Below are 23,107 nucleotides of genomic sequence, written 5' to 3' on the forward strand. Positions count from 1 at the left end.
CTGCCCGCTCAGCGCAGGCGCTGCCTAAACATCCACTCCCACATCGCCGGGTCTGCGTAGGTCGCATCCCAGGCGTTGTGGTTGCCGTCCGGATACTCGCTGTAGCGCACATTGGCGCCGACGCCTTTTGCGGCGCGGTACAGCGCACGGTCGTCGTGCGGCGGCACCGAGTCGTCCTTGGCCCCGTGGAACATCCAGATCGGCACATGCCTGAGCCGGGTGACCGCAGCGGTATACGGGTCGGCCTCGTTGGCCACCAGGCTGACGTAGAGCGTGCGACGTTCATCGCGCGGGGCCTTGAGCGCACCGCAGATCGGCACGATCGCGGCGAAGCGCTGCGGCTGCATCAGCCCGATTTCCCAGGCGCCATAGCCGCCCATCGAGATGCCGGTGAGGTAGGTACGCTGCGGGTCGGCATCGAATTCGGCACTGGCCGCGTCCAATGCGGCGATCGCCATGCGTGCGTTGATGCCCAGCCACTCCTCGTCGTCGGGCACCTGCGGCAGCACCACCAGGGCAGGGAATTCGGCAGTGTGTTCGCTCAGGTAAGGGCCAACGCCCACTTCGGCCTGATCGCGTCCGTTGTCGCCGCGTTCGCCCGAGCCATGCAGGAACAGCACGATGGGGCGCGGTTGCGGCGCCCTGGAGGTCGGCACGAATACCTGATAGCGGTAGAGCCGCCCCTCCAGCTGCAGCGTGCGGGTGACGAAATGGCCGCGGCGTCCGTCGTGGTGGCGCTCAGCCATGCTGGAACAGCCGGCCAGCACCAGCGCAAGAATCGCAAGAACAAGACAACGACGGATCACGCATACCTCCTGACCGATGACAGACCCGCAGTATCACCGCATGCAGGTGTGCTGGCATGTCGCGCTGCGGCGATTTTCTGCGGAATATTCATTTGATTGCCGCCGCGGTGCGCGCGGCACGAAAGTTCGGCGCAATGGCTCCAGACCACGACTACGGCAACAGGATCAGCGTCGCCAGGCCGAGGAAGCTCAGGAAGCCCATCACGTCGGTCAGCGTGGTCAGGATCACGCCACCGGCCAACGCCGGGTCGAAGCCCAGCCGTTTCAGCGTCACCGGGACCAGTACCCCGCCGAATGCGGCGGTGAGCATGTTCAAGGTCAGCGCGGTGCCGATCACCAGCGACAGCATCGGCTGCTGGAACCAGGCCAGCACGATCAGCCCCAGGCCCACGCCCAGCACCAGGCCGTTGATCAGCGCAACGGTGAGCTCCTTCTTGAGCAGGGTCATCACGTTGGAAGAGCCGATCTGGCCCAGCGCCAGGCCGCGCACCATCAGGGCCAGCACCTGGGTGCCGGCATTGCCGCCCATGCCGGCGACGATCGGCATCAGCGCCGCGAGCGCCACCAGCTTCTCGATCGTGCCTTCGAACCGGCTGACCACGCTGGAGGCAAGGAACGCGGTGCACAGGTTGATGCCCAGCCAGATCAGGCGGCGGCGGAAGGCGCGCCGCGCCGGGCTGAACATGTCCTCGTCCTCGTCCAGACCTGCCGCGCTCATGGCCTGGTGTTCGGCCTGTTCGCGGATGATGTCGACCACGTCGTCGATGGTGATGCGGCCGAGCAGGATGTTGTTGTCGTCCACCACCGGGGCGGAGATCCAGTCGTGGTCCGAGAAGCGCCGCGCGACCTCGTCGGAGCCATCGCCGACATCGATCGCCGGTTGTTCGTCGTCGATCAGGCGATTGACCGGCGTGCTGTCCTCATGGGTGACCAGCGCGGCCAGCGACACCCGGCCCAGGTACTGATGGCGCCGGCTCACCACGTACAGGTGGTCGGTGTGGTCGGGCAGCTCGCCGCGCAGGCGCAGATAGCGCAGCACCACATCGACATTGACGTCGGCGCGCACCGTCACCACGTCCGGATTCATCAGGCGGCCGGCAGTGTCTTCCGGATACGACAGCACCTGCTCGAGCCGCTCGCGGTTCTCGCGGTCCATCGACTTGAGCACTTCGTCGATGACGGTGTCGGGCAGGTCTTCGACCAGATTGGCCAGATCGTCGATGTCGAGGTCTTCGACCGCGGCGACGATCTCGTCGGTGTCCATGTCGGCCAGCAGGCTTTCGCGCACTTCATCGCCGACATGCAGCAGCACTTCGCCGTCGTCTTCCGGGTCGACCAGGCCCCACACCACCTCGCGCTTGCCGGGCGGCAGCGATTCCAGCAGGTTGCCGATCTCCGCCGGCGCCAGCGTATTGACCAGCCGTCGTACCGGGCCCAGGCGTCCGCTGTCGAGCGCATCGGACAGCAATCGCAGCTGGCGCGCGGTCTTGTCGTGGCGGACGGCTTCGGCCATGCGCGGCTCCCTGGAAGAGTGGACACGTCCCGATGGAAGACGCGCTGCTGAATCAGCACGGCATTATCGCTTGCGCATGGTGACGAAACCTACAGTGCCGCTCGCAACGCGCTCGAACATCGCCCGCGCGATGACGCGATCGCTCAGCGCGCCAGGCCCTGCGCGACAGTGGCCAGCCACTTCTCGATGCCCTTGCGGTCGCGCGCGCGCAGCAGCTTGTCGCCCTGCACGCGCAACTCGCCCAGGTGGATGTCGCGTACCGCACGGCGCACTTCCAGCAACGTGGCCGGATGCAGGCTGAACTCGGTGAGCCCCAAGGCCAGCAACATCGGCACGAAGCGCGGGTCGCCCGCGATCTCGCCGCACACCGCCACCGGCTTGGCATACGCGCGCCCGGTGGCGATCACCTGTGCGATCAGGCGCAGCACCGCAGGATGCAACGGCGAATACAACTCGCCCAATGCCTCGTTATTGCGATCCACCGCCAGCAGGTACTGCACCAGATCGTTGGTGCCGATCGACAGGAAATCGATGTCGTCGATAAAGCAGTCCAGCGCCAGGGCCGCAGCCGGCACTTCGATCATCGCGCCGAGCGGAATGTGCTCTGCGATCTCGTGGCCTTGCTCGCGCAATTGCGCGGCCAGTTTCTTGATCTGCCGGCGCAGCAGCTGGACTTCCTCGCGGCCGCTGACCATCGGCACCAGGATGCGCACCGGCCCGTAGCCGGAGGCGCGCAGGATCGCGCGCAACTGCGCCTGCGCCACCGCAGGGCGGGCCAGCGACAACCGCACGCCACGCAGACCCAGCGCCGGATTGTCCTCATCGCTCAGTGTCAGACCGGTGCGGTCGGCCTTGTCGGCGCCCAGATCTAGGGTGCGGATAGTGACCGGGCGGCCGCTCATGCCCAGTACGGTGTCGCGATAAGTGTGGAACTGTTCCTCCTCGCCCGGCAGCTCGTTGCGCTGCAGGAACAGGAATTCGGTGCGGTACAAGCCAAGGCCGCTGGCACCGAGCGCGTGCGCCTTCGCCACGTCCTCCAGCGATTCGGCATTGGCCAGCAACGTGATATCGACGTTGTCGCGCGTGCGCGTGGGTTTGGAGCGCAGCCGGCCGAGTTCGCGCTGTTCCTTGGCCAGCGCGCGCAGGCGCTCGCGGTAGTCGCGCAGATGCTCGGGCTTGGGATCGACGATCACCTGGCCGGAACCGGCATCGACGATCAACACATCGCCATCGTCGATCCGCTGTACCGCATCGCTCACACCCACCACCAACGGCAGGTGCAGGCTGCGCGCCAGGATCGCGCTATGCGACAGCGCGCTGCCGGCAGTGGTGACGATGCCGACCACCCCTTGCGCCTGCAGTTGCGCCAGCTCCGAGGGTGCCACGTTGTCGCAGACCAGGATTTCTCCGGCCACGCCCTTGAGGTCGGGCGCGCGCTTGTGCAAGAACGCATGGATGCGACCGATGACGTGATCCAGGTCGTCCATGCGGCTCTTGAGGTAGGCGTCCTCCATGCCGTCGAACACCGCCGCCAGCCGGTCGCGCTGCACGCGCAGGGCGTAGTCGGCGCTGTAACGGTGGGTACGGATCAACTCGTCCAGGCCTTGCAACAGCTCCGGGTCGTCGAGCAGCAGCGCATGCAGTTCGAGGAATTCGCCGACCTCGCGCGCAAGCGCACCATGCAGGCGGTCGCGCAGCTGCTGCATCTCGGTGCGTGCCGCCTCGATTGCCACATGCAGACGCTGCAGCTGCGTTTCCACCTGACTGGCGGGCACGCGCTGTTCGGCCACTTCCAGCGTGTGGCTCTGGCGCACGCGCGCGCGTCCGAGCGCGTTGCCGCGCGAGGCGGCGTGTCCACGCAAACGCAGGCTCATGCGCGGCCCGGGCGCGGCCGCGCCCTGTCGGTCAGCCCCGCACCGACGCAGCACATGCTCAGCTGTCCTCGTCGAAACGACGCTCGAACAGATCCACCAGCGCCTGCAGGGCCTGCGCCTCGTCCTCGCCATCCAGCCGCACCACCACGCTGGTGCCCTGGCCGGCGGCCAGCAGCATCACGCCCATGATGCTCTTGGCATTCACCTCGCGGCCCTTGGCCGCCAGGGTGGCGTTGCTGCGATAGGACGACAGCGTCTGCACCAGCTTGGCGGTTGCCCGTGCATGCAGTCCGAGTCGATTGGAAACTATGAGTTCGCGTTCAAGCATCGTCGATGATCGCTCCGTTGCGGGTGCCTGCCGCCGCGGTGGCGGGTAGCTCCTGCAATCCTTGTTCGGGGTAGTTCATCACCCGCAACAGCATCGGCAGGCTGAGTGCGGACACCCGGCGGACCGGCGTGCCGAGCTTTGCCAACCGGCTGGCGAGATTGCTGGGGCTGGCGCCGTACAGGTCGGTCATGACCAGCACGCCGTCGCCGCTGTCGACCCGTCGCATCGCCGACGAAGCCTGGGGCAGCAATGCGTCCAGGTCTGCATCGAGCGGCACATCGAACGCTTCGGTCTTCAGCGGCAACTGCCGCAACAGCCCCGTCGCCACGTGCAACAACGCCACGCCGATGCCGGGATGAGTAATGAGGAGAATGCCACAGGCCATGCCGAAACGTTAACAGGTCGGCATGACCGCGCGATAGCGTTTGCCGGCACCGATGTGTTGCGAAATGAATAGCCGTTTAAGACCGCTGCGGTGTGTCGCGTGCAATGCACGCAGCAAGCGCGTTGCTGCCGGCGTGGCGGTGATCGTGACGTGCGCAGTCTCCCGATGCGAACCGCATCACAAGCGAACGCTGCAGCGCGCGACCAGAACGCGCCGACGAAATGCACCGATCAAAAAAGTTTTTTCTCGCAGGCCCAATGCCTGCGCCAGGCCGATCGATCTGCGCCCGCGGCAAGACAAGGAAGCAGCAGCGACAAAAGGTGGCCTGCAGCTTCCAAACGGCCATCAACACCAAAGCATCGACAGCAAACCCTGGGCAGGGACCCGACGCCAGAGCCAGAACTCACGCGACAATGCTCCGACGCACGGATGTGGTAGTCGTTCGCACATTCCAAGCCGCGTTGCACCGCTTTGACGATTCCTGATTCCCGAATCCCGATTCCCCAATCACAGCCCCTCAATCCTGCTCGCGATGAAACGTCGCCACCTCCGGCCAGCCCTGTTCGCGCGCATGCCGCGCCATGCGTTCGGCTAGATACACCGAGCGGTGCTTGCCGCCGGTGCAGCCGAAGGCGATGGTCACGTAGCTGCGGGTATCGTTGCGCAGCCGCGGTAGCCAGGTATCGAGCAGGTCCACGATCTGCGCGCTGTAGCGCACCACATCCGGTTGCTCGTCCAGATAGTCGCGCACGCCGGCATCGCGGCCGGTCAGCGGGCGCAGTTCCGGGTCCCAATGCGGATTGGGCAGGACGCGCGCATCGAACACGAAGTCGGCTTCGGCCGGCACGCCCCGTTTGTAGGCGAACGATTCGAACAGCAGCGACAGCCGGTCGCTGGTGCCGAGCGCAAACTCGGTGACCACGCGGCGACGCAGCTGGTGCACGTTGAGCGTACTGGTGTCGATGATGGCATCGGCCTGCGTACGCAGCGGCTCGGTCAGCTGCCGTTCGCGGGTGATCGCTTCCGGCAACGCCAGACCCAGATGGCTGAGCGGATGGCGGCGGCGGGTATCGGCGTAGCGCTTGATCAGCGCCTCGTCGCTGGCTTCGAAAAACAGCAGTCGCGCCTCGATCCCGTATTCCTGCGCAGCCTGGCGCCACTGCGCCAGCTGGGTCAGATCGCTGCGGCTGCGCACATCGATGCCCACCGCCAGGCGCTGATCGCCGAGCGGGTTGCCACGCAGGCGGCTGCGCACGAAATCCGGCAGCAGCTCCACCGGCAGGTTGTCCGAACAGTAGTAGTCCAGATCCTCGAAGGTCTTCAACGCGACCGATTTGCCCGAGCCGGACAGCCCGCTCACGATCATCAACGTGGAGGGCGCGGTACTCATGGCGTGCGTCGCTCCAGCAGGTTGCTGTGGCGGGCGATGAACATCGCCGCCGGGTCGATGCCCTTGGTGCGCAGGATATGCAGGCGCGTGGCGGCCTCGGTCAGCACCGCCAGGTTGCGGCCGGGCATCACCGGCAGGGTAATCAGCGGCACGTCCAGATCCAGCACATGCCGGCTGCCGGAATCGCCGGTCAGGCGTTCGTAGCCGGACGGGGTGGGTTCGGTCATCGGGCGGGTCAGGTGCACGATCAGGCGCAGGTACTTGTTCTTCTTCACCGCGGTGTCGCCGAACATGTCGCGCACGTTCAACACGCCCAGGCCGCGTACCTCCAGCAGGTCCTGCAGCAATTCCGGGCAGGTGCCGTCGAGCACGTCGGGGGCGATCTGGGTGAACTCGGGCGCGTCGTCGGCCACCAGCCGATGACCGCGGCTGAGCAGCTCCAGCGCCAGCTCGCTCTTGCCCGAGCCGGCCTCGCCGGTGATCAGCACGCCGATCGAATAGATCTCCATGAACACGCCGTGCAGGGTGACCCGTGGCGCCAGCGTGCGTGCCAGGTGATAGGAGAGGTGATTGAGCAGCTCGTGGCCGCGCTTGGGCGAGATCCACAGCGGCGTGTTGGATTCGTCGGCGGCCGCGCGCAGGTCTTCCGGGCAGGACTGGTTCTTGCTGATCGCCAGCGCCAACGGCTGCACCTGGATGATCTTCTCGATGGTTTCCCAGCGTTGCCGCGCATCCAGCGAGTCCAGCCAGGCCAGCTCTTCGGTGCCCAGGATCTGCACCTTGTTGGGGTAGATCACGTTGAGATAGCCGGCCAGCGACGGGCGGCGCGCAATGTTGCTGCCGGCCTCGATCTCGCGGTGCTCGCCTTTGTGGCCGGCCACCCAGCGCAATGCCAGCTTGTCGCGCTGCTGGTCGAACAGTTCGCGTGCGGTGATGCTGGTATTCATGCGGCGCTGGCCTGTGCTGGAGGTGCGTCGGTGAGCAGCGCCATCAAGGCGTCCGCATTGGGGGCGGCGCGCAACTGCTGACGGAAGTCCGCATCGGAAAACCGCTCGGCCAGTTCCGACAGCAGCATCAGATGCTGGTGGGTGTAGTGCGCAGGCACCGCCATCGCGAAGATCAGGTCCACCGGCTCATCGCCACCGAAGGCCACCGGGGTGTCCAGCCGCAGCAATGCGCCACGGGGTTCGGTGAGATTGGGGCAACGCCCATGCGGGATGGCGATGCCGTGGCCGATGGCGGTGCTGCCCAGGGCCTCGCGTTCGCACAGGTTGGCATACAGCTCGTCGGCGCCGGCCTGACGGCAGGACAGCAAGTCGGCGGCGGCATGCAGGACGGTGTCGCGATCGGCGGCCGGCGACACCACGGTGCGCACGGCCGCCATCAGATCGGTTAAAGGCATGAGGGCATCAAGCGGGAAGCGTCATGCGGGATTGTCGCGCACCTCGCGTGCATGGTGGTTACATTTCTTTTCCTTGTGCTTGAGCACCAGGCGGTCGAGCTTGTCGACCAGCAGGTCGATGGCGGCATACATGGTGGCGCCGCTGGCATCTGCGTGCAGGGTGCGACCGGGAAGGTTGACGGTGGCGACCACGTGATGGTCTGGCTTGCGAACGGCCAGCTGGGTCCGGACTTCGCAGTGCTGGTCGAAATGGCGCTGCAGTCGCTGCAGCTTGCTTGCCACGTACTCCCGCAGCGCGGGGGTCACTTCAAGCTGGTGGCCATACGTCTCGATACGCATCGGATACCTCCATTGGTCGGTGGGCCAATGAACCTTTCCGGTGATCCGACTCACCCGGCGCAGGCCGGCGTTGCAGTGGGTGCAACGTCAGGCGATACGGACGCGTTCGTGGGAGGCGGAAATGTTCATGGCCTCACGATACTTCGCAACGGTACGCCGCGCCACTGGTACGCCGGACGTTTTCAACAGATCGGCCAACTTGGCGTCGGACAGCGGTTTACGCGGGTTTTCCGCCTCGATCAGGCGCCGGATCATCGCCTGAATGGCGGTGCTGGAGGCCTCGCCACCGCTGTCGGTGTCGATGCCGGACGCGAAGAAGGAGCGTAGCGCGATGGTGCCGCGCGGGGTACGCACGTATTTGCGGGCGATCGCGCGGGAGATGGTCGATTCGTGCAGGCCGAGCTCGCCGGCGATCTCGCGCAGGGTCAGCGGCCGCAGCGCCTGCGCGCCGAACTCCAGGAATCCGGCCTGGTGCTGCAGCAGGCAGCGCACCACCCGCAGCAGGGTTTCGCCGCGCGCCTCCAGGCTCTTGAGCAGCCAGCGCGCCTCCTGCAGCTGGCCGCGCAGATAGCCGGCGTCGGACTCGCCGCAACTGCGGATCAGATTCTCGTAGCCGCGGTGGATGGTGACCTTGGGCTGGGCGCGGCCGGCCAGCGAGGCCCGCCACACGCCGCGCTGGCGCCAGATCACGCAGTCCGGCACCACGTAGGTGTCCTGGGTGAGGCCGCCGATCTGCTTGCCCGGGCGCGGGTCCAGCGAGCGCACCAGCTGGACCGCCTGGTCGACATCGGCGGTGGAGCGCTTGAGTTCGTGCGCCAGACCGGCCACGCCGCTGCGTGGCAGCCGCTCCAGCGGGCCGGCCACGATCTGCAGCGCCAATTCTCGCCCCGGCGTGGCCGGATCGAGCACGGCCAGCTGCAGTGCCAGGCATTCGCCAAGATTGCGTGCACCCACGCCGACCGGGTCGAAACGCTGGATCTGGTGCAGCACGGTGAACACTTCGGCCTCGTCCACCGCCGCACCGAGCGCCAGCGTTTCCAGAATGGCCGACAGCGGCTCGCGCAGGTAGCCGTCTTCGTCCAGCGCATCGATCAGCAGCGCGCCGATCTGGCGGTCGCGCGGCGACAGCGGCGACAGGTGCAGCTGCCACAACAGATGGTCGGCCAGCGTCTCGGATTCGGCCACGCGCTCGGCGGCATCGCCGGACTCGTCGTCGTCGAAGCTGCCGCCGCTGCCCGACCCGGTCCACTGCAACTCGTCCTGCGACCAGTCGTCGTCGCGCTCTGCCGGCGCCGGTTCTTCGCGCGGGGTGTCGTCGGTGGAAGCCGACGACGACAACTCCACTGGCAGCTCGTTGGCCGCATGCGCGGCCTCGTCGGCCCATTCCAGCAGCGGATTGGTCTCCACCGCTTCGGCGATTTCCAGTTCCAGCTCGGTGGTGGACATCTGCAATAGCTTGATCGCCTGACGCAACTGCGGCGTCATGACCAACTGCTGTCCTAGCGATGTCTGGAGCCGGGCTTTCATGCGGGCACTGACTGGAAGAATCGATGGCGCGGCGACGCGCTCAAAGGCGGAAAGTTTCCCCCAGATACACGCGACGGACGTCGGGATTGGCTAGCAGCGCATCTGGTGCCCCCTGCGCCAGCACGCCCCCCTCGGCGAGAATATACGCGCGGTCGCAGATTCCCAAGGTTTCGCGCACGTTGTGATCGGTGATCAGCACGCCGATGCCGCGTTCCTTGAGGTGAATGATGATGCGCTGGATCTCGCCGACCGAAATCGGATCGACGCCGGCGAAGGGTTCGTCGAGCAGCATCATGCGCGGCTTGGCCGCCAGCGCGCGCGCGATCTCGCAACGCCGCCGCTCGCCGCCGGACAGGCTGGCGCCGAGCTGGTCGGCCACGTGGGTGATCTGCAGTTCTTCCAGCAGCGAGACCAGTTCCTTCTCGCGGCCGTCGCCATCCAGTTCCTCGCGCAGCTCCAGCACCAGGCGGATGTTGTCGGCCACGGTGAGCTTGCGGAAGATCGACGGCTCCTGCGGCAGGTAGCCGACACCGAGCTTGGCGCGTGCGTACATCGGCTCGGCGGTGAGATCGCGGCCATCCAGCTCGATACGCCCGGCATCGGCCTCGACCAGACCGACGATCATGTAGAAGCAGGTGGTCTTGCCGGCACCGTTGGGGCCGAGCAGGCCGACCACTTCGCCGGCCTCGAGCGTAAGGCCGAATTCCTTGACCACTTCGCGCTGCTTGTATTTCTTGCGCAGACCGGTGGCGACCAGCATTACTTCTTCCCCTGCGGCTTGGCAGCGGGTTTGGCGGCCGGCGTTGCCGCAGGCGTTGCTGCTGCCGGCGCCGCGGTCTTGGGCTGGATGATGGTGCGCACGCGGCTGCCGTCGCCGCCGCTCTGCATGTTGCCGGTCTTGGTGTTGTAGACCATGCGCTGACCTGCATTGGTGCCCTTGGGCGAGTCGACCTTGTAGTTGCCGGTCAGCACGATGACTTCGTTGGCGACCTGGTACTCGATGTTGTCGGCCTGGCCGTTCATCATCGCGCCGTCGTCCATCTGCTGCTTCAGCGTGGCCTGCTTGCCGGTCAGCACGACGCGGTCGGTCTGGCCGTTCTTCTGGAAGATGTCGGCGGTGTCGGCGTGGATTTCCAGCGTGCCCTGGGTGATCACCACATTGCCGCTGAAGCGGCACTTGCCGCTGTCGTCGAGCATGTTGCAGTCGTTGGCATTGGAATCGATCGCCATCGGCTGATTGCGATCGCTGGTCTTGGCCAATGCAAGGGCGGGCAGCAGCAGCGCGGCAAACGCCAGTTTAGCGGGCAGCATTCGGTTCATAACGGGTCTTGACCTGGGAAAGGAGCTTGTACTGGCGTGATTTGAGATCGGCCTCGAAGCCGACCCCGCTTTGCATGATACCCGGTCGGCTCATGCTCACCGGAGCAGCGGTCTTGGCGAGATTCTGCTGCGGGAACACGTCCAGGCTCTGGGTGCGGAACGTGGTCGGTGGGGTTGCGCCGCCGGTGGGGCTGTCGCCCTCGACATCGCCGCGCAGGCGCAGCTCATCGCCTTTGGGGCTGATCCAGCCGGTCTTGGAGCGCAGTGTCCAGGGTTGATTGGCGTTGTCCGGCAACAGGAACACCGGGGTGGTGACCTCGGAGGTGCGATCGGCGCGGTTGCGATGCATTTCCGGCGCACGCAGCGTCATCGATTCCTTGCCGGTTTCCTTGTCCAGCGCAATCAGTTCGAAGTCGCGTAGCACATAGTCGGCACGCGAATCGTCCACCGCCTCGGCAACCGGGCGCGCGCGCTGCTGCCAGGCCGACCAGCCGGAAATCACTGCGGCGGCAAACAGCGCCACGCCCAGGGTACTGCGCCAGTTCCAGCTCATGCGGAAAACCTTTCGATGATGCCCTCGATCTGGCCTTGCGCGGCAAGCACCACGTCGCAGACCTCGCGCGCGGCACCTTCGCCCCCACGTGCCCGGGTATGCCACTGCACGCGCTCGGCGATCAACGGGTGCGCGCCGGCGGGCGCCACCGGCAGGCCGACCGCCAACAGGGCCGGCAGGTCGGGCAGGTCGTCGCCCATGAACAACACCTGGTCCAACGACAGACCGTGCTCCTGGCACAGGGCCAGCACGGCCAGGCGCTTGTTCTTGACCCCGATCTGCACATGCAGGCCAAGATCCTGGCCGCGCTTTTCCGCCGACAGGCTGGCGCGCGCGGTGATCAGCGCGACATGGATGCCGGCATGGTCGAGCTGCTTGAGCCCCTGGCCGTCGAGCACATTGAAGGACTTGCTCTCGTTGCCGGCATGGTCGTAATACAACCGGCCGTCGGTCAGGGTGCCGTCGACGTCGAAACAGGCCAGGCGGATACGCGCGGCGCGGTCGGTGATGTCGGCGGGCAGGTGCTGCAATGGGGAATAGGGCATCGGTACGAATCGGTGAGAACGGGGTTCCAACGGTAGAAAACTGAACCTGTTAAACCACTTTGGCGCGCAACAGGTCGTGAATGTTCAATGCGCCCACCGCGCGCTGTTGCGCGTCGACCACGATCAGACCGTTGATCTTGTAATCCTCCATCAGCCGTGCGGCTTCGGCGGCCAGCTGGTCGGCACCGATGGTGCGTGGGTTGTGCGTCATCACCTGGGCAATGCCGGCGCTGCGCACGTCGATGTCGCTGTCCAGCGCGCGGCGCAAATCGCCGTCGGTGAACAGACCGATCAGGTGCCCGTCGTGATCGACCACCGCGGTCATGCCCAGCCGCTTGCGGCTCATCTCCATCAGCGCCTCGCTCAGGCTGGCGTCCTCGCGCACGCGCGGCAGGTCATCGCCGCTGTGCATCACGTCGGTGATATGCAGCAGCAGGCGCCGGCCCAGGCTGCCGGCCGGATGCGAGCGCGCAAAGTCGTCGGCGGTGAAGCCGCGCGCGTCCAGCAGCGCCACGGCCAGCGCGTCGCCCATCGCCAGCGAGGCAGTGGTGCTGGAGGTGGGCGCCAGATGCAGCGGGCAGGCTTCGGTGGACACGCTCACATCCAGATGCACGTCGGCGGCCTGGGCCAGCGAGGAGCTCGGGCGCCCGGTCATGGCGATGATCGGGTTGCCCTGGCGCTTGAGCACCGGCAGCAGCATGCGCACCTCGTCCGATTCGCCGGAGTAGGACAGCGCCAGCACGATGTCGGCCTCGGTGATCATGCCCAGATCGCCGTGCCCGGCTTCGCCCGGATGCACGAAGAACGCCGGCGTGCCGGTGGAGGCCAGGGTGGCGGCGATCTTGCGCGCGATATGCCCGGATTTGCCCATGCCGGTGGCCACCACGCGCCCGCGCGAAGCCAGCACCAGCCGGCAGGCCGCGGCGAAGTCGCTGCCGATCCGTGCGCCCACGCTGGCCAGCGCCTCGCGTTCGATCTCCAGCACGCGCTGGCCGCTGGCGACCAGGCTGGCATCGCTGACGGTGGTGGAGGGCAGGTGCGAGACGGCCATGCGGGGGCTCGGGTGAAGAGTAGAATGTGCGCTCATTTTATGAGGAAACGCCCTTTGGACGCCGAAACCATCCGTAAACTCATCGAATCCGGCTTGCCCGAAGCCCGCGTCGACGTGCACGGCGACGACGGCGTGCACTTCGAGGCGACCGTGATCAGCCCCGCATTTGCCGGCAAGGCCCCGCTGGCGCGCCATCGCATGGTGTACGCAACCCTGGGCGAGCTGATGGGCGGGGCGATCCATGCGCTGCAGCTCAAGACGCTGACGCCCGACGAAGGCTGAGCGTCAGTCGGGTCCTGGCCGGTCGGGCTGCGCCTGCGCCCCGACTGCCAGCTGCCCGGCCGACTCCTGGCGACGCTTCCCATTCCCCCGACATCCCTTTACCGGATTCCCCAAGCTCCCATGGCAAAAATCGTAGTGACCGGCGGCCAAGCGCTGCACGGTGAGGTCAATATTTCCGGCGCCAAGAACGCGGTGCTGCCGATCCTGTGCGCGACCCTGCTGGCCGATGCGCCGGTGGAGATCAGCAACGTGCCGCACCTGCACGATGTGATCACCACCGTGAAGCTGCTCGGCGAACTGGGCGCGGAGGTCACCATCGACGAAGGCACGCTGGCCAAGGGGCGCTCGATCCTGGTCGACCCGCGCTCGGTCACCCACCAGGTCGCGCCCTACGAGCTGGTCAAGACCATGCGCGCCTCGATCCTGGTGCTCGGCCCGCTGCTGGCGCGCTACGGCAGCGCCGAGGTGTCGCTGCCAGGCGGCTGCGCGATCGGCTCGCGCCCGGTCGACCAGCACATCAAGGGCCTGCAGGCGCTGGGTGCGGAGATCAGCGTCGAGAACGGCTACATCAAGGCCACCAGCAACGGGCGCCTGAAGGGCGGCCGCTACGTGTTCGACATGGTCAGCGTCACCGGTACCGAGAACGTGCTGATGGCCGCCGTGCTCGCCGAAGGCACCACCGTGCTGGAAAATGCGGCAATGGAGCCGGAAGTCACCGACCTGGCCGACTGCCTGATCGCGCTCGGTGCGCAGATCGAAGGCGCCGGCACGCCGCGTATCGTGGTGCAGGGCGTCGAGCGCCTGGGCGGCGGGCATCATGCGGTGCTGCCGGATCGCATCGAGACCGGCACCTTCCTGGTCGCTGCGGCGATGACCGGCGGCAGCGTCACCGTGCGTCGTGCCCGTCCGGACACCCTGGACGCGGTGCTGGACAAGCTCACCGAAGCAGGCGCCAGCATCACCACCACCGCTGACAGCATCACGCTGGACATGCACGGCAAGCGCCCGCGCGCGGTCAACCTGACCACGGCGCCATACCCGGCGTTCCCCACCGACATGCAGGCGCAATTCATGGCGCTCAACTGCGTGGCCGATGGCGTGGGCGTGATCAACGAGACCATCTTCGAAAACCGTTTCATGCACGTCAACGAACTGCTGCGCCTGGGCGCGGACATCCAGGTCGAGGGCCATGCCGCGATCGTGCGCGGCGCCGAGCGCCTCAGTGGCGCGCCGGTGATGGCGACCGACCTGCGCGCCTCGGCGTCGCTGATCCTGGCCGGCCTGGTGGCCGACGGCGACACCACCATCGATCGCATCTACCACCTGGACCGTGGCTACGAAAACATCGAGGAGAAGCTGGGGGCGCTGGGTGCGACCATCCGGCGCATCGCATGATCCTGCGCGGGCGGTTCACCACCCGGCGCAAGATCCTGCTCGGCGTGATCGTGCTGATCCTGGCGTGGCTGGCGTATGCCTGGTCGGTGGGCATGGCGATCACCCAGGGCGTCGAGTTCAAGGACATGGACTGGAACAACGACGGCACCGCCAGCCGCGACGAGATTGCGCAGTCGTTCTATGCGGTGGCGGTCAAGAAGACCGTCGACGGCAAGCGCCATTGCGATCTGTTCTATTGGCGCAGCAACGGCGAGCAGATCCGCGTGGACTGCCGCACGGTGTTTTCCAACGGGGACGACAAGGCGGCGGCCAAGCCCTGAGGAGTGATAGGTCGGTGCGGATATAGATCAGTCGTAGATTGGCTGATCTGCGGCTTGGTTGCAGGGTCCTTGCCCGCCCGCCATCGCGGGACACGCCGCAAGTACGTCCATGTAGGCTCTTACGCGGCATCCATGCCGCGTAAGGTCCCGCGACGGTGGGCGGGCAAGGACCCGTCGAAATGGTCGGTGCGCATGTTTTCAATAAGACAACCGACTAACTCTCTGGTGCGGTGTCCTCGCCGATTGCGGGACCGTGTGGCGGCATGGATGCCGCCACCGAGCCCCAGGGACGGGTTCACGGCGTGTCCCGCGAGCGGTGAGGGCACCGCGCCCTCGACCCACTGGCTCCTAAAGCCTTGCGCCTTGGCGCGCTCTTAAAATGTCAGTTACATCTTGCTTAGCGCAGGCCCTTGATGGTCAGATCCAGCGCGTCCTGGCCTTTTTCCTTCTGCAGCAGGCGCGCCGGCACCGGCAGGTCCTTGACCACCCAGGCGATCAATTCCTTGTCCCCGTCCACGCGCGACACCTTGGTCGCCTGTTCCTGCTTGCCGTTGACGGTGATGGTTTCCTTGCCGATCACCTTGTAGCTCATCGGCTTGATGCGGCCTTCGTCGACCATGCGGTAGTTCAGCGGCTTGCCGGCGGCCAGGTCGCGGGTGATCGCCAGGTTGATCAGCAGCGCATCCATGTCGCCGGGCTGCAATTTCACCGGGCCACGGCGGTCCGGCTTGATGTCGCCGCCCCAGGTCGCCTGGCTGGTCTTCCAGTCGTAATTGGCCGTGACGTTGCGGCGCTTGACCATCATCGACGAGGTGTCGTTGCCGCTGACCGGGCGCAGTTGGCCGTTGCTCTCTTCGAACACCGTGCTCTGGGTCAGGTTGGCCAGCTGGTTCTGGATGGTGAGCGTGTAGCGCCACTGATTGGCGCCGGCGGCGGCCAGGGTCATGGTGCCGTTGGCCTGCATGCCCATGTAGTTGGCCGAATAATCGGCCTGGAACGGCTGCATGGCGAACGCGGGCAGGCTGGCCACGGCCAGTGCGGCAGCGGCGATCAGCGAACAGGTGCGGGAAACGGTGTGCATGGGTCAGGCTCCTTGATATTCGACCAGGCGTAGATCGACCTGATCCTCACCTTTGTCACGTTGCAGGATACGCACCGGCGTGGGAACGCCGTTGGCAATCCAGAGGATGGTTTCGTTGTCGCCGCTGTTGACGCGGTAGACGCGCAACGCGTCGTAGCTGAGATCGCCGACCTGCACCACTTCGGTGGCATCGGCGACCTTGTAGTCGTACTTGCGCACCCGGCCGACATCGACGTAGCGATAGCTCAGGCTGCGCCCGGGTTGTGCGTCGCGCATCAGCGACAGGTTCAGCGACAGCGCGCTCTGGTCGCCGCGTTGCAAGGGAATCGCCTGCTGGCGCTCCTTCTTCAGATCGCCGTCCCACTGGGCGCTGGCGGTCTGCCAGTTGTAGACGCCGGTGACCTTCTTGCCGAAGAACATCGCCTTGCGCACGGTGCTCTGGCTTAACGGCACGTAGGTGTCGCGATCGACGCGAAACACCGTGCTCTGTTCCAGATTCAACCCCAGGATGCTGGCAAAACCCTTGCGGCCGTGCACCGACATGTCGATACGCCACTGGCTGCCTTCGCCGTTGCTGACCTGCATGGTGGCATCGCCGGCTTCCTTGCCGCGGTAGAACGCCTGGTACGTCGCCACGAAGGGCTGCAGTGGCGGCGGCGTCCAGGTGCTGGCAGGCAGGGCAGCTGATGCCGGCGGCGCCGCAACCGGAGCAGGGGCCGCTGGCGCAGGCACGGCAGGCGCCTGTTGCGCACGGCCGGCACCGGCCGGGACGAGCAGGGCAGTGGTCAGCAGCGCGGTGGCGATCGGGAGGAGTTTCATGCGCTGAGAGCGAGGCAGGGGGCCGCCAGGATGTCCGAGACAGGATGAGGAGGGCGCATCGGCATTCAGGCGAATGCGGTGTCAGCGGACTCTAGTCGCAGTGGCGTAAACAGGCACTGACCGTCGATATGGACGCCATCGCCACGCACGTCCACGCGCCCGCTGGCGAGCAGGTCCAGTGTGGCCAGCAGCAGCGGGTGTTCGCGCGCCAGTACGCGCGCAGCCAGCTGCTCGGCGCTGTCGTCGGGCAGTACCGGCACGCGCGCCTGCGCGACCACCGTGCCGGCGTCCAGTTCCGGCACCACCAGATGTACGCTGGCGCCATGTTCGGCATCCCCGGCTTCCAGTGCGCGGGCATGGGTGTGCAGGCCGCGGTATTTGGGCAGCAGCGAGGGGTGGATATTGAGCATGCGCCCGGCAAAGCGACGCACCAGCGGCTCGCCGAGGATGCGCATGTAGCCGGCGCAGATCACCCAGTCCGGCTGCACGGCGGCGATCGCATCGCCCAGCGCAGCGTCGAAGGCCGCGCGGTCGGCGAAGTCGCGCGGGCTGGCGCTCCAGCGCAATGCCGCATCGACCTTGTGCAGTGCCGGCGCCTGCGGGCGATCGGAAAACACGCCGACGACCTTGGCCCGCAGCCGGCCGCTGGCGATGGCATCGAGGATGGCCTGCAGGTTGCTGCCACGGCCGGAGGCCAGGACGGCCAGACGCAGGCTCATGGGGTCGGGTTCGCTGAAGTCATGGGGCAGTGCGCGTCACGCTGCGGTGGCGGTCGGAGCGAACAAGGCCTTGACCTGCGGGCGCAGCAGCACCACCAGCGTAAACACGCCGACGAAGGTGCCGAACGGCATGAAGGAGCAGGAAATGCCGGCCACGATCAGGCACAGCAGATGCCGTCTGCGCTGGGCGATGCAGCGGCCCGCGTAGGCCATGAACGCCGCCAGCGTCAGGCCGCAGCCAATGGACACAGCCGCGAACGCCACGAAGAACCAGCCGAACAATCGCGGATCCATCGATGGTGCGTCCGCATTGGCATTTGTCATGGGCAGGTGCCCGGTGATGATTGCAATGCCCATGAATAGATGGATCAACGGGAAAAGCGAAAACAGCGCAGTGATGGCGGCCAGCACATAGTGAAAGACCGACAGCAGTTTCAGATGCTGGAGATCGTCAGCGCTGGCCGATGCCGGCAGTGCGCGTGGGGAAGCGTCCATGCAGCTCTCCTCGATCAACCGATCCGCACGCGCTCGTCGCCCTGTGCCGGGACCACTTGGCCGATGCGCCAATGCGCCAGCGACTGCGCATCCAGTGCCTGTTCCAGCGCGGCGGCCCGCCCAGGCGCGGCGATCAGCACGAAGCCGATGCCGCAGTTGAAGGTGCGCCACATTTCCGCATCGGCCACCGCGCCTTCGCGCTGCAGCCAGGCGAACACCGGCGGCAGCGTCCAGGCCCTGGCGTCGATGTCCAGGCCCAGGCCCTCGGGGATCACCCGGATGATGTTTTCGGTCAGCCCGCCGCCGGTGATGTGCGCCATCGCGTGGATGCTGTCGCCATGCGACTTGAGCAGCGCCAGGACCGGCTTGACGTACAGCGCGGTCGGCGCCATCAGCGCATCGATCAGCTTGACGCCGTCGTCCAGCACCAGCTCGGCGGGTGAGCCGGCACGTTCGTAGATCTTGCGGATCAGCGAGTAGCCATTGGAATGCGGGCCGGACGAGGCGATGCCGATCAGCACGTCGCCTGCGCGGACCTGCGCGCCGTCCAGCAGCTGCGATTTTTCCACCGCGCCGACGGTGAAGCCGGCCAGGTCGTACTCGCCCGGCGGATACATGTCGGGCATCTCGGCGGTTTCGCCGCCGATCAGGGCGCAGCCGGACAGCTCGCAGCCGCGCGCGATGCCGCCGACCACCGCCGCGGCGGTGTCCACGTCCAGCTTGCCGGTGGCGAAATAATCCAGGAAAAACAACGGCTCGGCACCCTGCACCAGCACGTCGTTGACGCACATGCCGACCAGGTCGATGCCGATGGTGTCGTGCCGGCCCAGCTGCTGCGCCAGCTTGAGCTTGGTCCCGACGCCGTCGGTGCCGGACACCAGCACCGGCTCCCGGTACTTGCCGGACAGGTCGAACAAGGCACCAAAACCGCCCAGGCCACCCATCACCTCCGGCCGGAAGCTGCGCTTGACCAGCGGCTTGATGCGTTCGACCAATGCATTGCCGGCATCGATGTCGACACCTGCCTCACGGTAGGTCATGGGCGAGGGATTGGAGGGCGTTGGGCTGGTCACGGGCGGGGAGGGCTCGGCTGTAAAGGCGGCGATTTTAGCAGCCACGTTGGCGCTGGCGTCCCATTCGGGCAACAATTCACCTGGATACGCTTAAGTCATGGAACCGTCGATGCGCCGCAGTCTCGCTTTCTTTCTCGCCCTCGTGGTCGCCATGCCCCTCGCGCCAGCCCTTGCGCAGGCCGATCTACGCACCGAAGGCGACGTCGCCAAGGCGCAAAGTGCCTACGAGGCCGAAGTGCCGGTCAACAGCCAGAGCGAGTCCGATCGCCCCGGTGCGCTGGCGCGCGCGCTCGGCGCGGTGCTGGGCAAGGTGTCCGGCGACCGTGGTGTGATGAGCCGCCCGGGGGTTTCGCAGGCACTGCGCAGCGCGCCGAGCTATGTCGAAAACTACGATTACCGTCAGGACCAGGGCACCTCGCGCACCGGCGCGCCGACCTTCCGCACCGTGCTGGTGGCGCGCTTCCGGCAATCGGACGTGGATGGCCTGATCGCCGCATTGGGCCTGCCGGTGTGGCCGCTGCCGCGGCCCAAGCCGGTGCTGTGGCTGGCCATCGATGACGGCAGCGGCCCGCGCCTGGTCGGTGTGGCGCAGGCCAATGCCGCGCGCAGCGTGCTGGACCGGGCAATCGAGCGCGGCTACCGGCTCGGCCTGCCCGGCGGTGCCGCCGCCGAGCAGGTGCTGGCCGGCGCGATCTGGCGCAAGGACACCGCCGCAGTGGCGCGCGCCTCAGCCAAGTACAGCCCGCCGATGCAGTTGATCGGCAAGCTCTACCGCAATGACGCCGGCTGGACCGCCGATTGGGTGTTCGTCGACAACGGCAACGTGCTGTCCAGCTGGACCAGCAGCGACGGCGACGCGCGTCGCGCGATGGCTGCCGGTGCCGACGGCGCGGCCGATGCGCTGGTCAAGCGTTACGCCAAGCGCGTGGATTCGGGTGTGCCCGGGGTCTACCGCGCGGTGATCACCGGCATCGGCAGCGCCGACGATTACCTGCGCGTCTCTGCCGCGCTGCAGGGTGTCTCGGTGGTGCGCAGCATCCGCCCAATCAGCGCCAACGGCGACCGCATGGAAGTGGATCTGGAATTGCTCACGGGTATTTCCGGTCTCAACCGTATGCTCGGCGACAACAGCCCATTGGTACCCGTTTCGGTGCCGACCGAGGGCCCGATCATTCTCGAAAACGAGCACGCCGAGTACCGCCTGAAATGACTTTGACTCCGGAAGCCGAAATCGCCCTGTTTCTGCGTCGCCTGAAATGGGTGGCGGTGACTGTCGGCGTGTTGTGGGTGGTATCGCTGCTGTCGCCGATCCTGACGCCGTTCGTGCTGGCGCTGCTGCTGGCCTGGCTGGGCGACCCGCTGGTGGACCGCATCGAGCGCGCCGGCCGCTCGCGCAACATCGCGGTGGTGCTGGTGTTCGTGCTGGCGCTGCTGCTGTTCGTGCTGGCGCTGATGATTCTGGTGCCGATGATCGAGCGCCAGATCATGACGCTGATCGATGCGCTGCCGCAGATGCGTGCCTGGGCGATCAGTACCGCCATCCCGTGGCTGGAAGCCAAGACCGGCGTGGAGCTGATGGGCTGGCTGGACCCGGAGCGTCTGATCGACTGGATCCGCAGCCACTGGGAACAGGCCGGCGGCGCCGCCAAGACCTTCTTCGGCTATGTGCAGCGGTCGGGCTTTGCGATGGTGACCTGGGTGATCAACCTGGCGTTGCTGCCGATCCTGGCGTTCTACTTCCTGCGCGACTGGGACCGTCTGGTCGAGCGTGTGGCTGCGGTCATTCCGCGCGCCTACATCGGCACCGTGAGCCGGCTGGCACAGGAATCCAACGACGTGCTGGGTGGCTTCATCCGCGGCCAGTTCCTGGTGATGCTGGCGCTGGGGGCGATCTACGCCGCCGGGCTGTCCATCATCGGGCTCAATCTGGGCCTGTTGATCGGCATCATCGCCGGCCTGATCAGCTTCATTCCTTATCTGGGCGCCACCACCGGCATCGTGCTCGCCCTGCTGGCGGCGGTGGTGCAGGCGCAGGGTTTCGACCTGAAGCTGCTGATCGGCGTCGGGGTGGTGTTCACCGTCGGCCAGTTGCTCGAAAGCTATGTACTGACGCCGCGCATCGTCGGCGACAAGATCGGCCTGCATCCGGTGGCGGTGATCTTCGCGGTGATGGCGGGCGGCCAGTTGTTCGGCTTCCTGGGCATGCTGCTGGCGTTGCCGGTGGCGGCGGTGGCCAATGTGCTGCTGCGCTATGCGCATGAGCAGTACACGCGCAGCGATCTGTATGCGGGCGAACGCGCCGGTATCGTGCTGCAGTCCACCAACGAGCGCAGCGTGATCATCGACCCAAGCAAGGACACGGATCGGTTGTGAGCGTTCCGCAGTTGCCACTGGCGTTACGCGCGCCGCCCGATCAGCGATTCGATAGTTACATCGCCCCGCCCGACGGCCTGCTGTCGCAACTGCAGGCGTTGGCGATCGGGCAGGTGAACGACTGGCTGTATCTGGCCGGCCCCGCCGGCACCGGTAAGACGCATCTGGCGTTGTCGTTGTGCGCTGCCGCCGAGCAGGCCGGGCGTGCCCCGGCGTACCTGCCTCTGCATGCCGCCACGGGCCGGTTGCGCGATGCGCTCGAGGCGCTGGAAGGGCGCAGCCTGGTCGCATTGGATGGCGTGGAGAGCGTCGCCGGACAGCGCGACGACGAGGTGGCGCTGTTCGATTTCCACAACCGCGCGCGTGCTGCCGGCACCACCTTGCTATACACCGCACGGCACATGCCAGACGGCCTGGCATTGGTGTTGCCGGATCTGCGCTCGCGGCTGTCGCAGTGCATCCGCGTCAGCCTGCCCGTGCTCGACGACGCCGGGCGCGCGGCGGTATTGCGCGATCGTGCGCAACGGCGCGGGCTGGCATTGGACGAAGCGGCAATCGACTGGCTGCTGACCCACAGCGAGCGTGAACTGGCCGGACTGGTGGCATTGCTGGACCGGCTGGATCGCGAGTCGCTCGCTGCCAAGCGCCGCATCACCGTGCCGTTTCTGCGGCGGGTGCTGGAGGACCGCGGCTCGTCGAGCAGCTGACGGAATTATCCCGCTCACCGCTAGACAGGCACGGGCTGCTTTGCGCTTCCCATCTGCATCTATCGCAGTGTCCAGGCACTCGAGGCACAACGCCTAAAGCTTTTAAAGCAGATGGTCTGTGGCTCTGCTGCATGGCCCTTGCCCGCCCACCATCGCGGGACACGCCGCAAGTACGTCCATGTAGGCTCTTACGCGGCATCCATGCCGCGTAAAGTCCCGCGATGGTGGGCGGGCAAGGACCCGTCGGGATGGTCGGTGTGCATGGATCACAGCAGGAGCGGCGGTCGGCGAGTTAGGTCAGCGGTAGTTCCATGGACTTTGTGTGATCTGACTGACGTGATCTGATTGCAGCGACGCTTTCCGCCGAATGCGCGCAGAGAGGCAATCGGGATTGCCCATGTCGTTACATAGCCGTGCATCCATGCATGCAAGCGACTATGCCGCTACGTTAAGTCATCTGGCTTACTGTAAGTCATCTCGCTTGTGCAGTTCCAACAGCGCACGACCAACCTGGCAGGCGTGATGTCCTCACCGGTTGCGGGACCCTTGGCGGCATGGATGCCGCCAAGGAGCCTCCACGGACGGATTCACGGCGTGTCCCGGAAGTGGTGAGGGCATCGCGCCCTCGACCAACCAAACCGTTGGTTCAAATGTCGGACCGCAACTAAGCACCGCCACGGTCCACGTCTCCACGTTTGTCTCGAGTGGCCCAGACAGTGCGATAGATCGGCTGCAGAACTGCAGAGCTCCAGATCTGTGGGTTGTCTGCAAGGCCCTTGCCCGCCCACCATCGCAGGACACGCCGCAAGT

Annotated in this window: 26 protein-coding genes; 6 read left to right on the forward strand and 20 right to left on the reverse strand. The window is 66.4% G+C overall.

Annotated features, from left to right (window positions below; genetic code table 11):
* Positions 1 to 8 precede the first annotated feature (8 nt).
* From FHT08_RS04410 to FHT08_RS04480, 15 genes are all read right to left on the reverse strand, one after another.
* Positions 9 to 746: a prolyl oligopeptidase family serine peptidase gene (locus FHT08_RS04410; RefSeq protein WP_208408897.1), complete on the reverse strand. Its 738-nt coding sequence runs from the start codon at positions 744 to 746 to the stop codon at positions 9 to 11.
* A 211-nt stretch (positions 747 to 957) separates the two neighbouring features.
* The gene (gene mgtE, locus FHT08_RS04415) at positions 958 to 2,319 is read right to left on the reverse strand and encodes a magnesium transporter (protein ID WP_016904202.1); all 1,362 of its coding nucleotides are present in this window, start codon (positions 2,317 to 2,319) and stop codon (positions 958 to 960) included.
* A gap of 143 nt (positions 2,320 to 2,462) precedes the next feature.
* Positions 2,463 to 4,193 carry a phosphoenolpyruvate--protein phosphotransferase gene (gene ptsP / locus FHT08_RS04420; RefSeq protein ID WP_166774411.1) on the reverse strand — a complete coding sequence of 577 codons (1,731 nt, stop codon included), beginning with the start codon at positions 4,191 to 4,193 and terminating at the stop codon, positions 2,463 to 2,465.
* A 58-nt stretch (positions 4,194 to 4,251) separates the two neighbouring features.
* Positions 4,252 to 4,521, reverse strand: a complete 270-nt coding sequence (locus tag FHT08_RS04425) for an HPr family phosphocarrier protein (protein WP_016904613.1) — start codon at positions 4,519 to 4,521, stop codon at positions 4,252 to 4,254.
* Positions 4,514 to 4,906 carry a PTS fructose IIA subunit family protein gene (locus tag FHT08_RS04430; protein ID WP_166774412.1) on the reverse strand — a complete coding sequence of 131 codons (393 nt, stop codon included), beginning with the start codon at positions 4,904 to 4,906 and terminating at the stop codon, positions 4,514 to 4,516. The genes FHT08_RS04425 and FHT08_RS04430 overlap by 8 nt, the downstream gene beginning before the upstream one ends.
* Before the next feature lie 517 nt (positions 4,907 to 5,423).
* Positions 5,424 to 6,296, reverse strand: coding sequence for an RNase adapter RapZ (rapZ, locus tag FHT08_RS04435; protein WP_166774413.1), 873 nt, complete (start codon positions 6,294 to 6,296; stop codon positions 5,424 to 5,426).
* Positions 6,293 to 7,243, reverse strand: coding sequence for an HPr(Ser) kinase/phosphatase (gene hprK / locus FHT08_RS04440; RefSeq protein ID WP_104535955.1), 951 nt, complete (start codon positions 7,241 to 7,243; stop codon positions 6,293 to 6,295). Before hprK ends, rapZ begins: the two co-directional genes overlap by 4 nt.
* Positions 7,240 to 7,698: a PTS sugar transporter subunit IIA gene (locus FHT08_RS04445; RefSeq protein ID WP_026064839.1), complete on the reverse strand. Its 459-nt coding sequence runs from the start codon at positions 7,696 to 7,698 to the stop codon at positions 7,240 to 7,242. The genes hprK and FHT08_RS04445 overlap by 4 nt, the downstream gene beginning before the upstream one ends.
* A 21-nt stretch (positions 7,699 to 7,719) precedes the next feature.
* A complete protein-coding gene (gene raiA / locus FHT08_RS04450) occupies positions 7,720 to 8,037 on the reverse strand; it encodes a ribosome-associated translation inhibitor RaiA (protein WP_047126942.1) in 318 nt (105 codons plus the stop codon).
* 87 nt (positions 8,038 to 8,124) lie between these two features.
* Complete coding sequence (locus tag FHT08_RS04455; RefSeq protein ID WP_104644739.1) at positions 8,125 to 9,564, reverse strand: RNA polymerase factor sigma-54; 1,440 nt, start codon at positions 9,562 to 9,564, stop codon at positions 8,125 to 8,127.
* A 40-nt stretch (positions 9,565 to 9,604) separates the two neighbouring features.
* Complete coding sequence (lptB, locus tag FHT08_RS04460; RefSeq protein WP_047126940.1) at positions 9,605 to 10,324, reverse strand: LPS export ABC transporter ATP-binding protein; 720 nt, start codon at positions 10,322 to 10,324, stop codon at positions 9,605 to 9,607.
* Positions 10,324 to 10,884, reverse strand: coding sequence for a lipopolysaccharide transport periplasmic protein LptA (gene lptA / locus FHT08_RS04465; protein ID WP_104535953.1), 561 nt, complete (start codon positions 10,882 to 10,884; stop codon positions 10,324 to 10,326). Before lptA ends, lptB begins: the two co-directional genes overlap by 1 nt.
* Positions 10,862 to 11,437: an LPS export ABC transporter periplasmic protein LptC gene (gene lptC, locus FHT08_RS04470; RefSeq protein WP_047126938.1), complete on the reverse strand. Its 576-nt coding sequence runs from the start codon at positions 11,435 to 11,437 to the stop codon at positions 10,862 to 10,864. The genes lptA and lptC overlap by 23 nt, the downstream gene beginning before the upstream one ends.
* On the reverse strand, positions 11,434 to 11,982 hold the full coding sequence (locus FHT08_RS04475; protein WP_104535952.1) for an HAD hydrolase family protein: 549 nt from the start codon (positions 11,980 to 11,982) through the stop codon (positions 11,434 to 11,436). Before FHT08_RS04475 ends, lptC begins: the two co-directional genes overlap by 4 nt.
* A gap of 49 nt (positions 11,983 to 12,031) precedes the next feature.
* On the reverse strand, positions 12,032 to 13,033 hold the full coding sequence (locus FHT08_RS04480; RefSeq protein WP_104535951.1) for a KpsF/GutQ family sugar-phosphate isomerase: 1,002 nt from the start codon (positions 13,031 to 13,033) through the stop codon (positions 12,032 to 12,034).
* 54 nt (positions 13,034 to 13,087) lie between these two features.
* Between FHT08_RS04480 and FHT08_RS04485 the strand changes: the two genes are divergently transcribed.
* The 3 genes from FHT08_RS04485 to FHT08_RS04495 all read left to right on the forward strand — a co-directional run bounded on the left by FHT08_RS04485 (position 13,088) and on the right by FHT08_RS04495 (position 15,030).
* Positions 13,088 to 13,315: a BolA family protein gene (locus FHT08_RS04485; RefSeq protein WP_016905061.1), complete on the forward strand. Its 228-nt coding sequence runs from the start codon at positions 13,088 to 13,090 to the stop codon at positions 13,313 to 13,315.
* Between the two features lie 120 nt (positions 13,316 to 13,435).
* Positions 13,436 to 14,710: a UDP-N-acetylglucosamine 1-carboxyvinyltransferase gene (gene murA, locus FHT08_RS04490; RefSeq protein WP_104535950.1), complete on the forward strand. Its 1,275-nt coding sequence runs from the start codon at positions 13,436 to 13,438 to the stop codon at positions 14,708 to 14,710.
* Positions 14,707 to 15,030, forward strand: coding sequence for a hypothetical protein (locus FHT08_RS04495; RefSeq protein WP_104535949.1), 324 nt, complete (start codon positions 14,707 to 14,709; stop codon positions 15,028 to 15,030). Before murA ends, FHT08_RS04495 begins: the two co-directional genes overlap by 4 nt.
* A 397-nt stretch (positions 15,031 to 15,427) precedes the next feature.
* On the opposite strand, the gene FHT08_RS04500 is transcribed toward FHT08_RS04495, so the two are convergent.
* From FHT08_RS04500 to purM, 5 genes are all read right to left on the reverse strand, one after another.
* A complete protein-coding gene (locus FHT08_RS04500) occupies positions 15,428 to 16,111 on the reverse strand; it encodes a DUF3108 domain-containing protein (protein WP_104597592.1) in 684 nt (227 codons plus the stop codon).
* Positions 16,112 to 16,114: 3 nt separating this feature from the next.
* Positions 16,115 to 16,930 carry a DUF3108 domain-containing protein gene (locus FHT08_RS04505; RefSeq protein ID WP_166774414.1) on the reverse strand — a complete coding sequence of 272 codons (816 nt, stop codon included), beginning with the start codon at positions 16,928 to 16,930 and terminating at the stop codon, positions 16,115 to 16,117.
* 65 nt (positions 16,931 to 16,995) lie between these two features.
* Positions 16,996 to 17,649, reverse strand: coding sequence for a phosphoribosylglycinamide formyltransferase (gene purN, locus FHT08_RS04510; RefSeq protein ID WP_166774415.1), 654 nt, complete (start codon positions 17,647 to 17,649; stop codon positions 16,996 to 16,998).
* A gap of 36 nt (positions 17,650 to 17,685) precedes the next feature.
* Positions 17,686 to 18,144, reverse strand: coding sequence for a hypothetical protein (locus FHT08_RS04515; protein WP_166774416.1), 459 nt, complete (start codon positions 18,142 to 18,144; stop codon positions 17,686 to 17,688).
* Positions 18,145 to 18,158: 14 nt separating this feature from the next.
* Complete coding sequence (gene purM, locus FHT08_RS04520; protein WP_208408830.1) at positions 18,159 to 19,292, reverse strand: phosphoribosylformylglycinamidine cyclo-ligase; 1,134 nt, start codon at positions 19,290 to 19,292, stop codon at positions 18,159 to 18,161.
* Between the two features lie 22 nt (positions 19,293 to 19,314).
* Here purM and FHT08_RS04525 point away from each other — a divergent pair, with 22 nt between their 5' ends.
* From FHT08_RS04525 to hda, 3 genes are read left to right on the forward strand one after another with little or no spacing between them, the layout of a single operon-like run.
* The gene (locus FHT08_RS04525; RefSeq protein WP_166774418.1) at positions 19,315 to 20,427 is read left to right on the forward strand and encodes a DUF2066 domain-containing protein; all 1,113 of its coding nucleotides are present in this window, start codon (positions 19,315 to 19,317) and stop codon (positions 20,425 to 20,427) included.
* Entirely contained in the window at positions 20,424 to 21,590 is a 1,167-nt protein-coding gene (locus tag FHT08_RS04530; protein ID WP_039813322.1) for an AI-2E family transporter, read from the forward strand. The genes FHT08_RS04525 and FHT08_RS04530 overlap by 4 nt, the downstream gene beginning before the upstream one ends.
* A complete protein-coding gene (hda, locus tag FHT08_RS04535) occupies positions 21,587 to 22,297 on the forward strand; it encodes a DnaA regulatory inactivator Hda (protein ID WP_047129075.1) in 711 nt (236 codons plus the stop codon). Before FHT08_RS04530 ends, hda begins: the two co-directional genes overlap by 4 nt.
* Positions 22,298 to 23,107 lie beyond the last annotated feature (810 nt).

It is taken from the genome of Xanthomonas sp. CFBP 8151, from assembly GCF_011761885.1.
GTDB lineage: Bacteria > Pseudomonadota > Gammaproteobacteria > Xanthomonadales > Xanthomonadaceae > Xanthomonas > Xanthomonas arboricola_B.

Coding starts and splice junctions, on each gene's coding strand:
- FHT08_RS04410 (WP_208408897.1), bottom strand. CDS start 746: ATGGCTGAGCGCCACCACGACGGACGCCGCGGCCATTTCGTCACCCGC.
- mgtE (WP_016904202.1), bottom strand. CDS start 2,319: ATGGCCGAAGCCGTCCGCCACGACAAGACCGCGCGCCAGCTGCGATTG.
- ptsP (WP_166774411.1), bottom strand. CDS start 4,193: ATGAGCCTGCGTTTGCGTGGACACGCCGCCTCGCGCGGCAACGCGCTC.
- FHT08_RS04425 (WP_016904613.1), bottom strand. CDS start 4,521: ATGCTTGAACGCGAACTCATAGTTTCCAATCGACTCGGACTGCATGCA.
- FHT08_RS04430 (WP_166774412.1), bottom strand. CDS start 4,906: ATGGCCTGTGGCATTCTCCTCATTACTCATCCCGGCATCGGCGTGGCG.
- rapZ (WP_166774413.1), bottom strand. CDS start 6,296: ATGAGTACCGCGCCCTCCACGTTGATGATCGTGAGCGGGCTGTCCGGC.
- hprK (WP_104535955.1), bottom strand. CDS start 7,243: ATGAATACCAGCATCACCGCACGCGAACTGTTCGACCAGCAGCGCGAC.
- FHT08_RS04445 (WP_026064839.1), bottom strand. CDS start 7,698: ATGCCTTTAACCGATCTGATGGCGGCCGTGCGCACCGTGGTGTCGCCG.
- raiA (WP_047126942.1), bottom strand. CDS start 8,037: ATGCGTATCGAGACGTATGGCCACCAGCTTGAAGTGACCCCCGCGCTG.
- FHT08_RS04455 (WP_104644739.1), bottom strand. CDS start 9,564: ATGAAAGCCCGGCTCCAGACATCGCTAGGACAGCAGTTGGTCATGACG.
- lptB (WP_047126940.1), bottom strand. CDS start 10,324: ATGCTGGTCGCCACCGGTCTGCGCAAGAAATACAAGCAGCGCGAAGTG.
- lptA (WP_104535953.1), bottom strand. CDS start 10,884: ATGAACCGAATGCTGCCCGCTAAACTGGCGTTTGCCGCGCTGCTGCTG.
- lptC (WP_047126938.1), bottom strand. CDS start 11,437: ATGAGCTGGAACTGGCGCAGTACCCTGGGCGTGGCGCTGTTTGCCGCC.
- FHT08_RS04475 (WP_104535952.1), bottom strand. CDS start 11,982: ATGCCCTATTCCCCATTGCAGCACCTGCCCGCCGACATCACCGACCGC.
- FHT08_RS04480 (WP_104535951.1), bottom strand. CDS start 13,033: ATGGCCGTCTCGCACCTGCCCTCCACCACCGTCAGCGATGCCAGCCTG.
- murA (WP_104535950.1), top strand. CDS start 13,436: ATGGCAAAAATCGTAGTGACCGGCGGCCAAGCGCTGCACGGTGAGGTC.
- FHT08_RS04495 (WP_104535949.1), top strand. CDS start 14,707: ATGATCCTGCGCGGGCGGTTCACCACCCGGCGCAAGATCCTGCTCGGC.
- FHT08_RS04500 (WP_104597592.1), bottom strand. CDS start 16,111: ATGCACACCGTTTCCCGCACCTGTTCGCTGATCGCCGCTGCCGCACTG.
- FHT08_RS04505 (WP_166774414.1), bottom strand. CDS start 16,930: ATGAAACTCCTCCCGATCGCCACCGCGCTGCTGACCACTGCCCTGCTC.
- purN (WP_166774415.1), bottom strand. CDS start 17,649: ATGAGCCTGCGTCTGGCCGTCCTGGCCTCCGGCCGTGGCAGCAACCTG.
- FHT08_RS04515 (WP_166774416.1), bottom strand. CDS start 18,144: ATGGACGCTTCCCCACGCGCACTGCCGGCATCGGCCAGCGCTGACGAT.
- FHT08_RS04525 (WP_166774418.1), top strand. CDS start 19,315: ATGGAACCGTCGATGCGCCGCAGTCTCGCTTTCTTTCTCGCCCTCGTG.
- FHT08_RS04530 (WP_039813322.1), top strand. CDS start 20,424: ATGACTTTGACTCCGGAAGCCGAAATCGCCCTGTTTCTGCGTCGCCTG.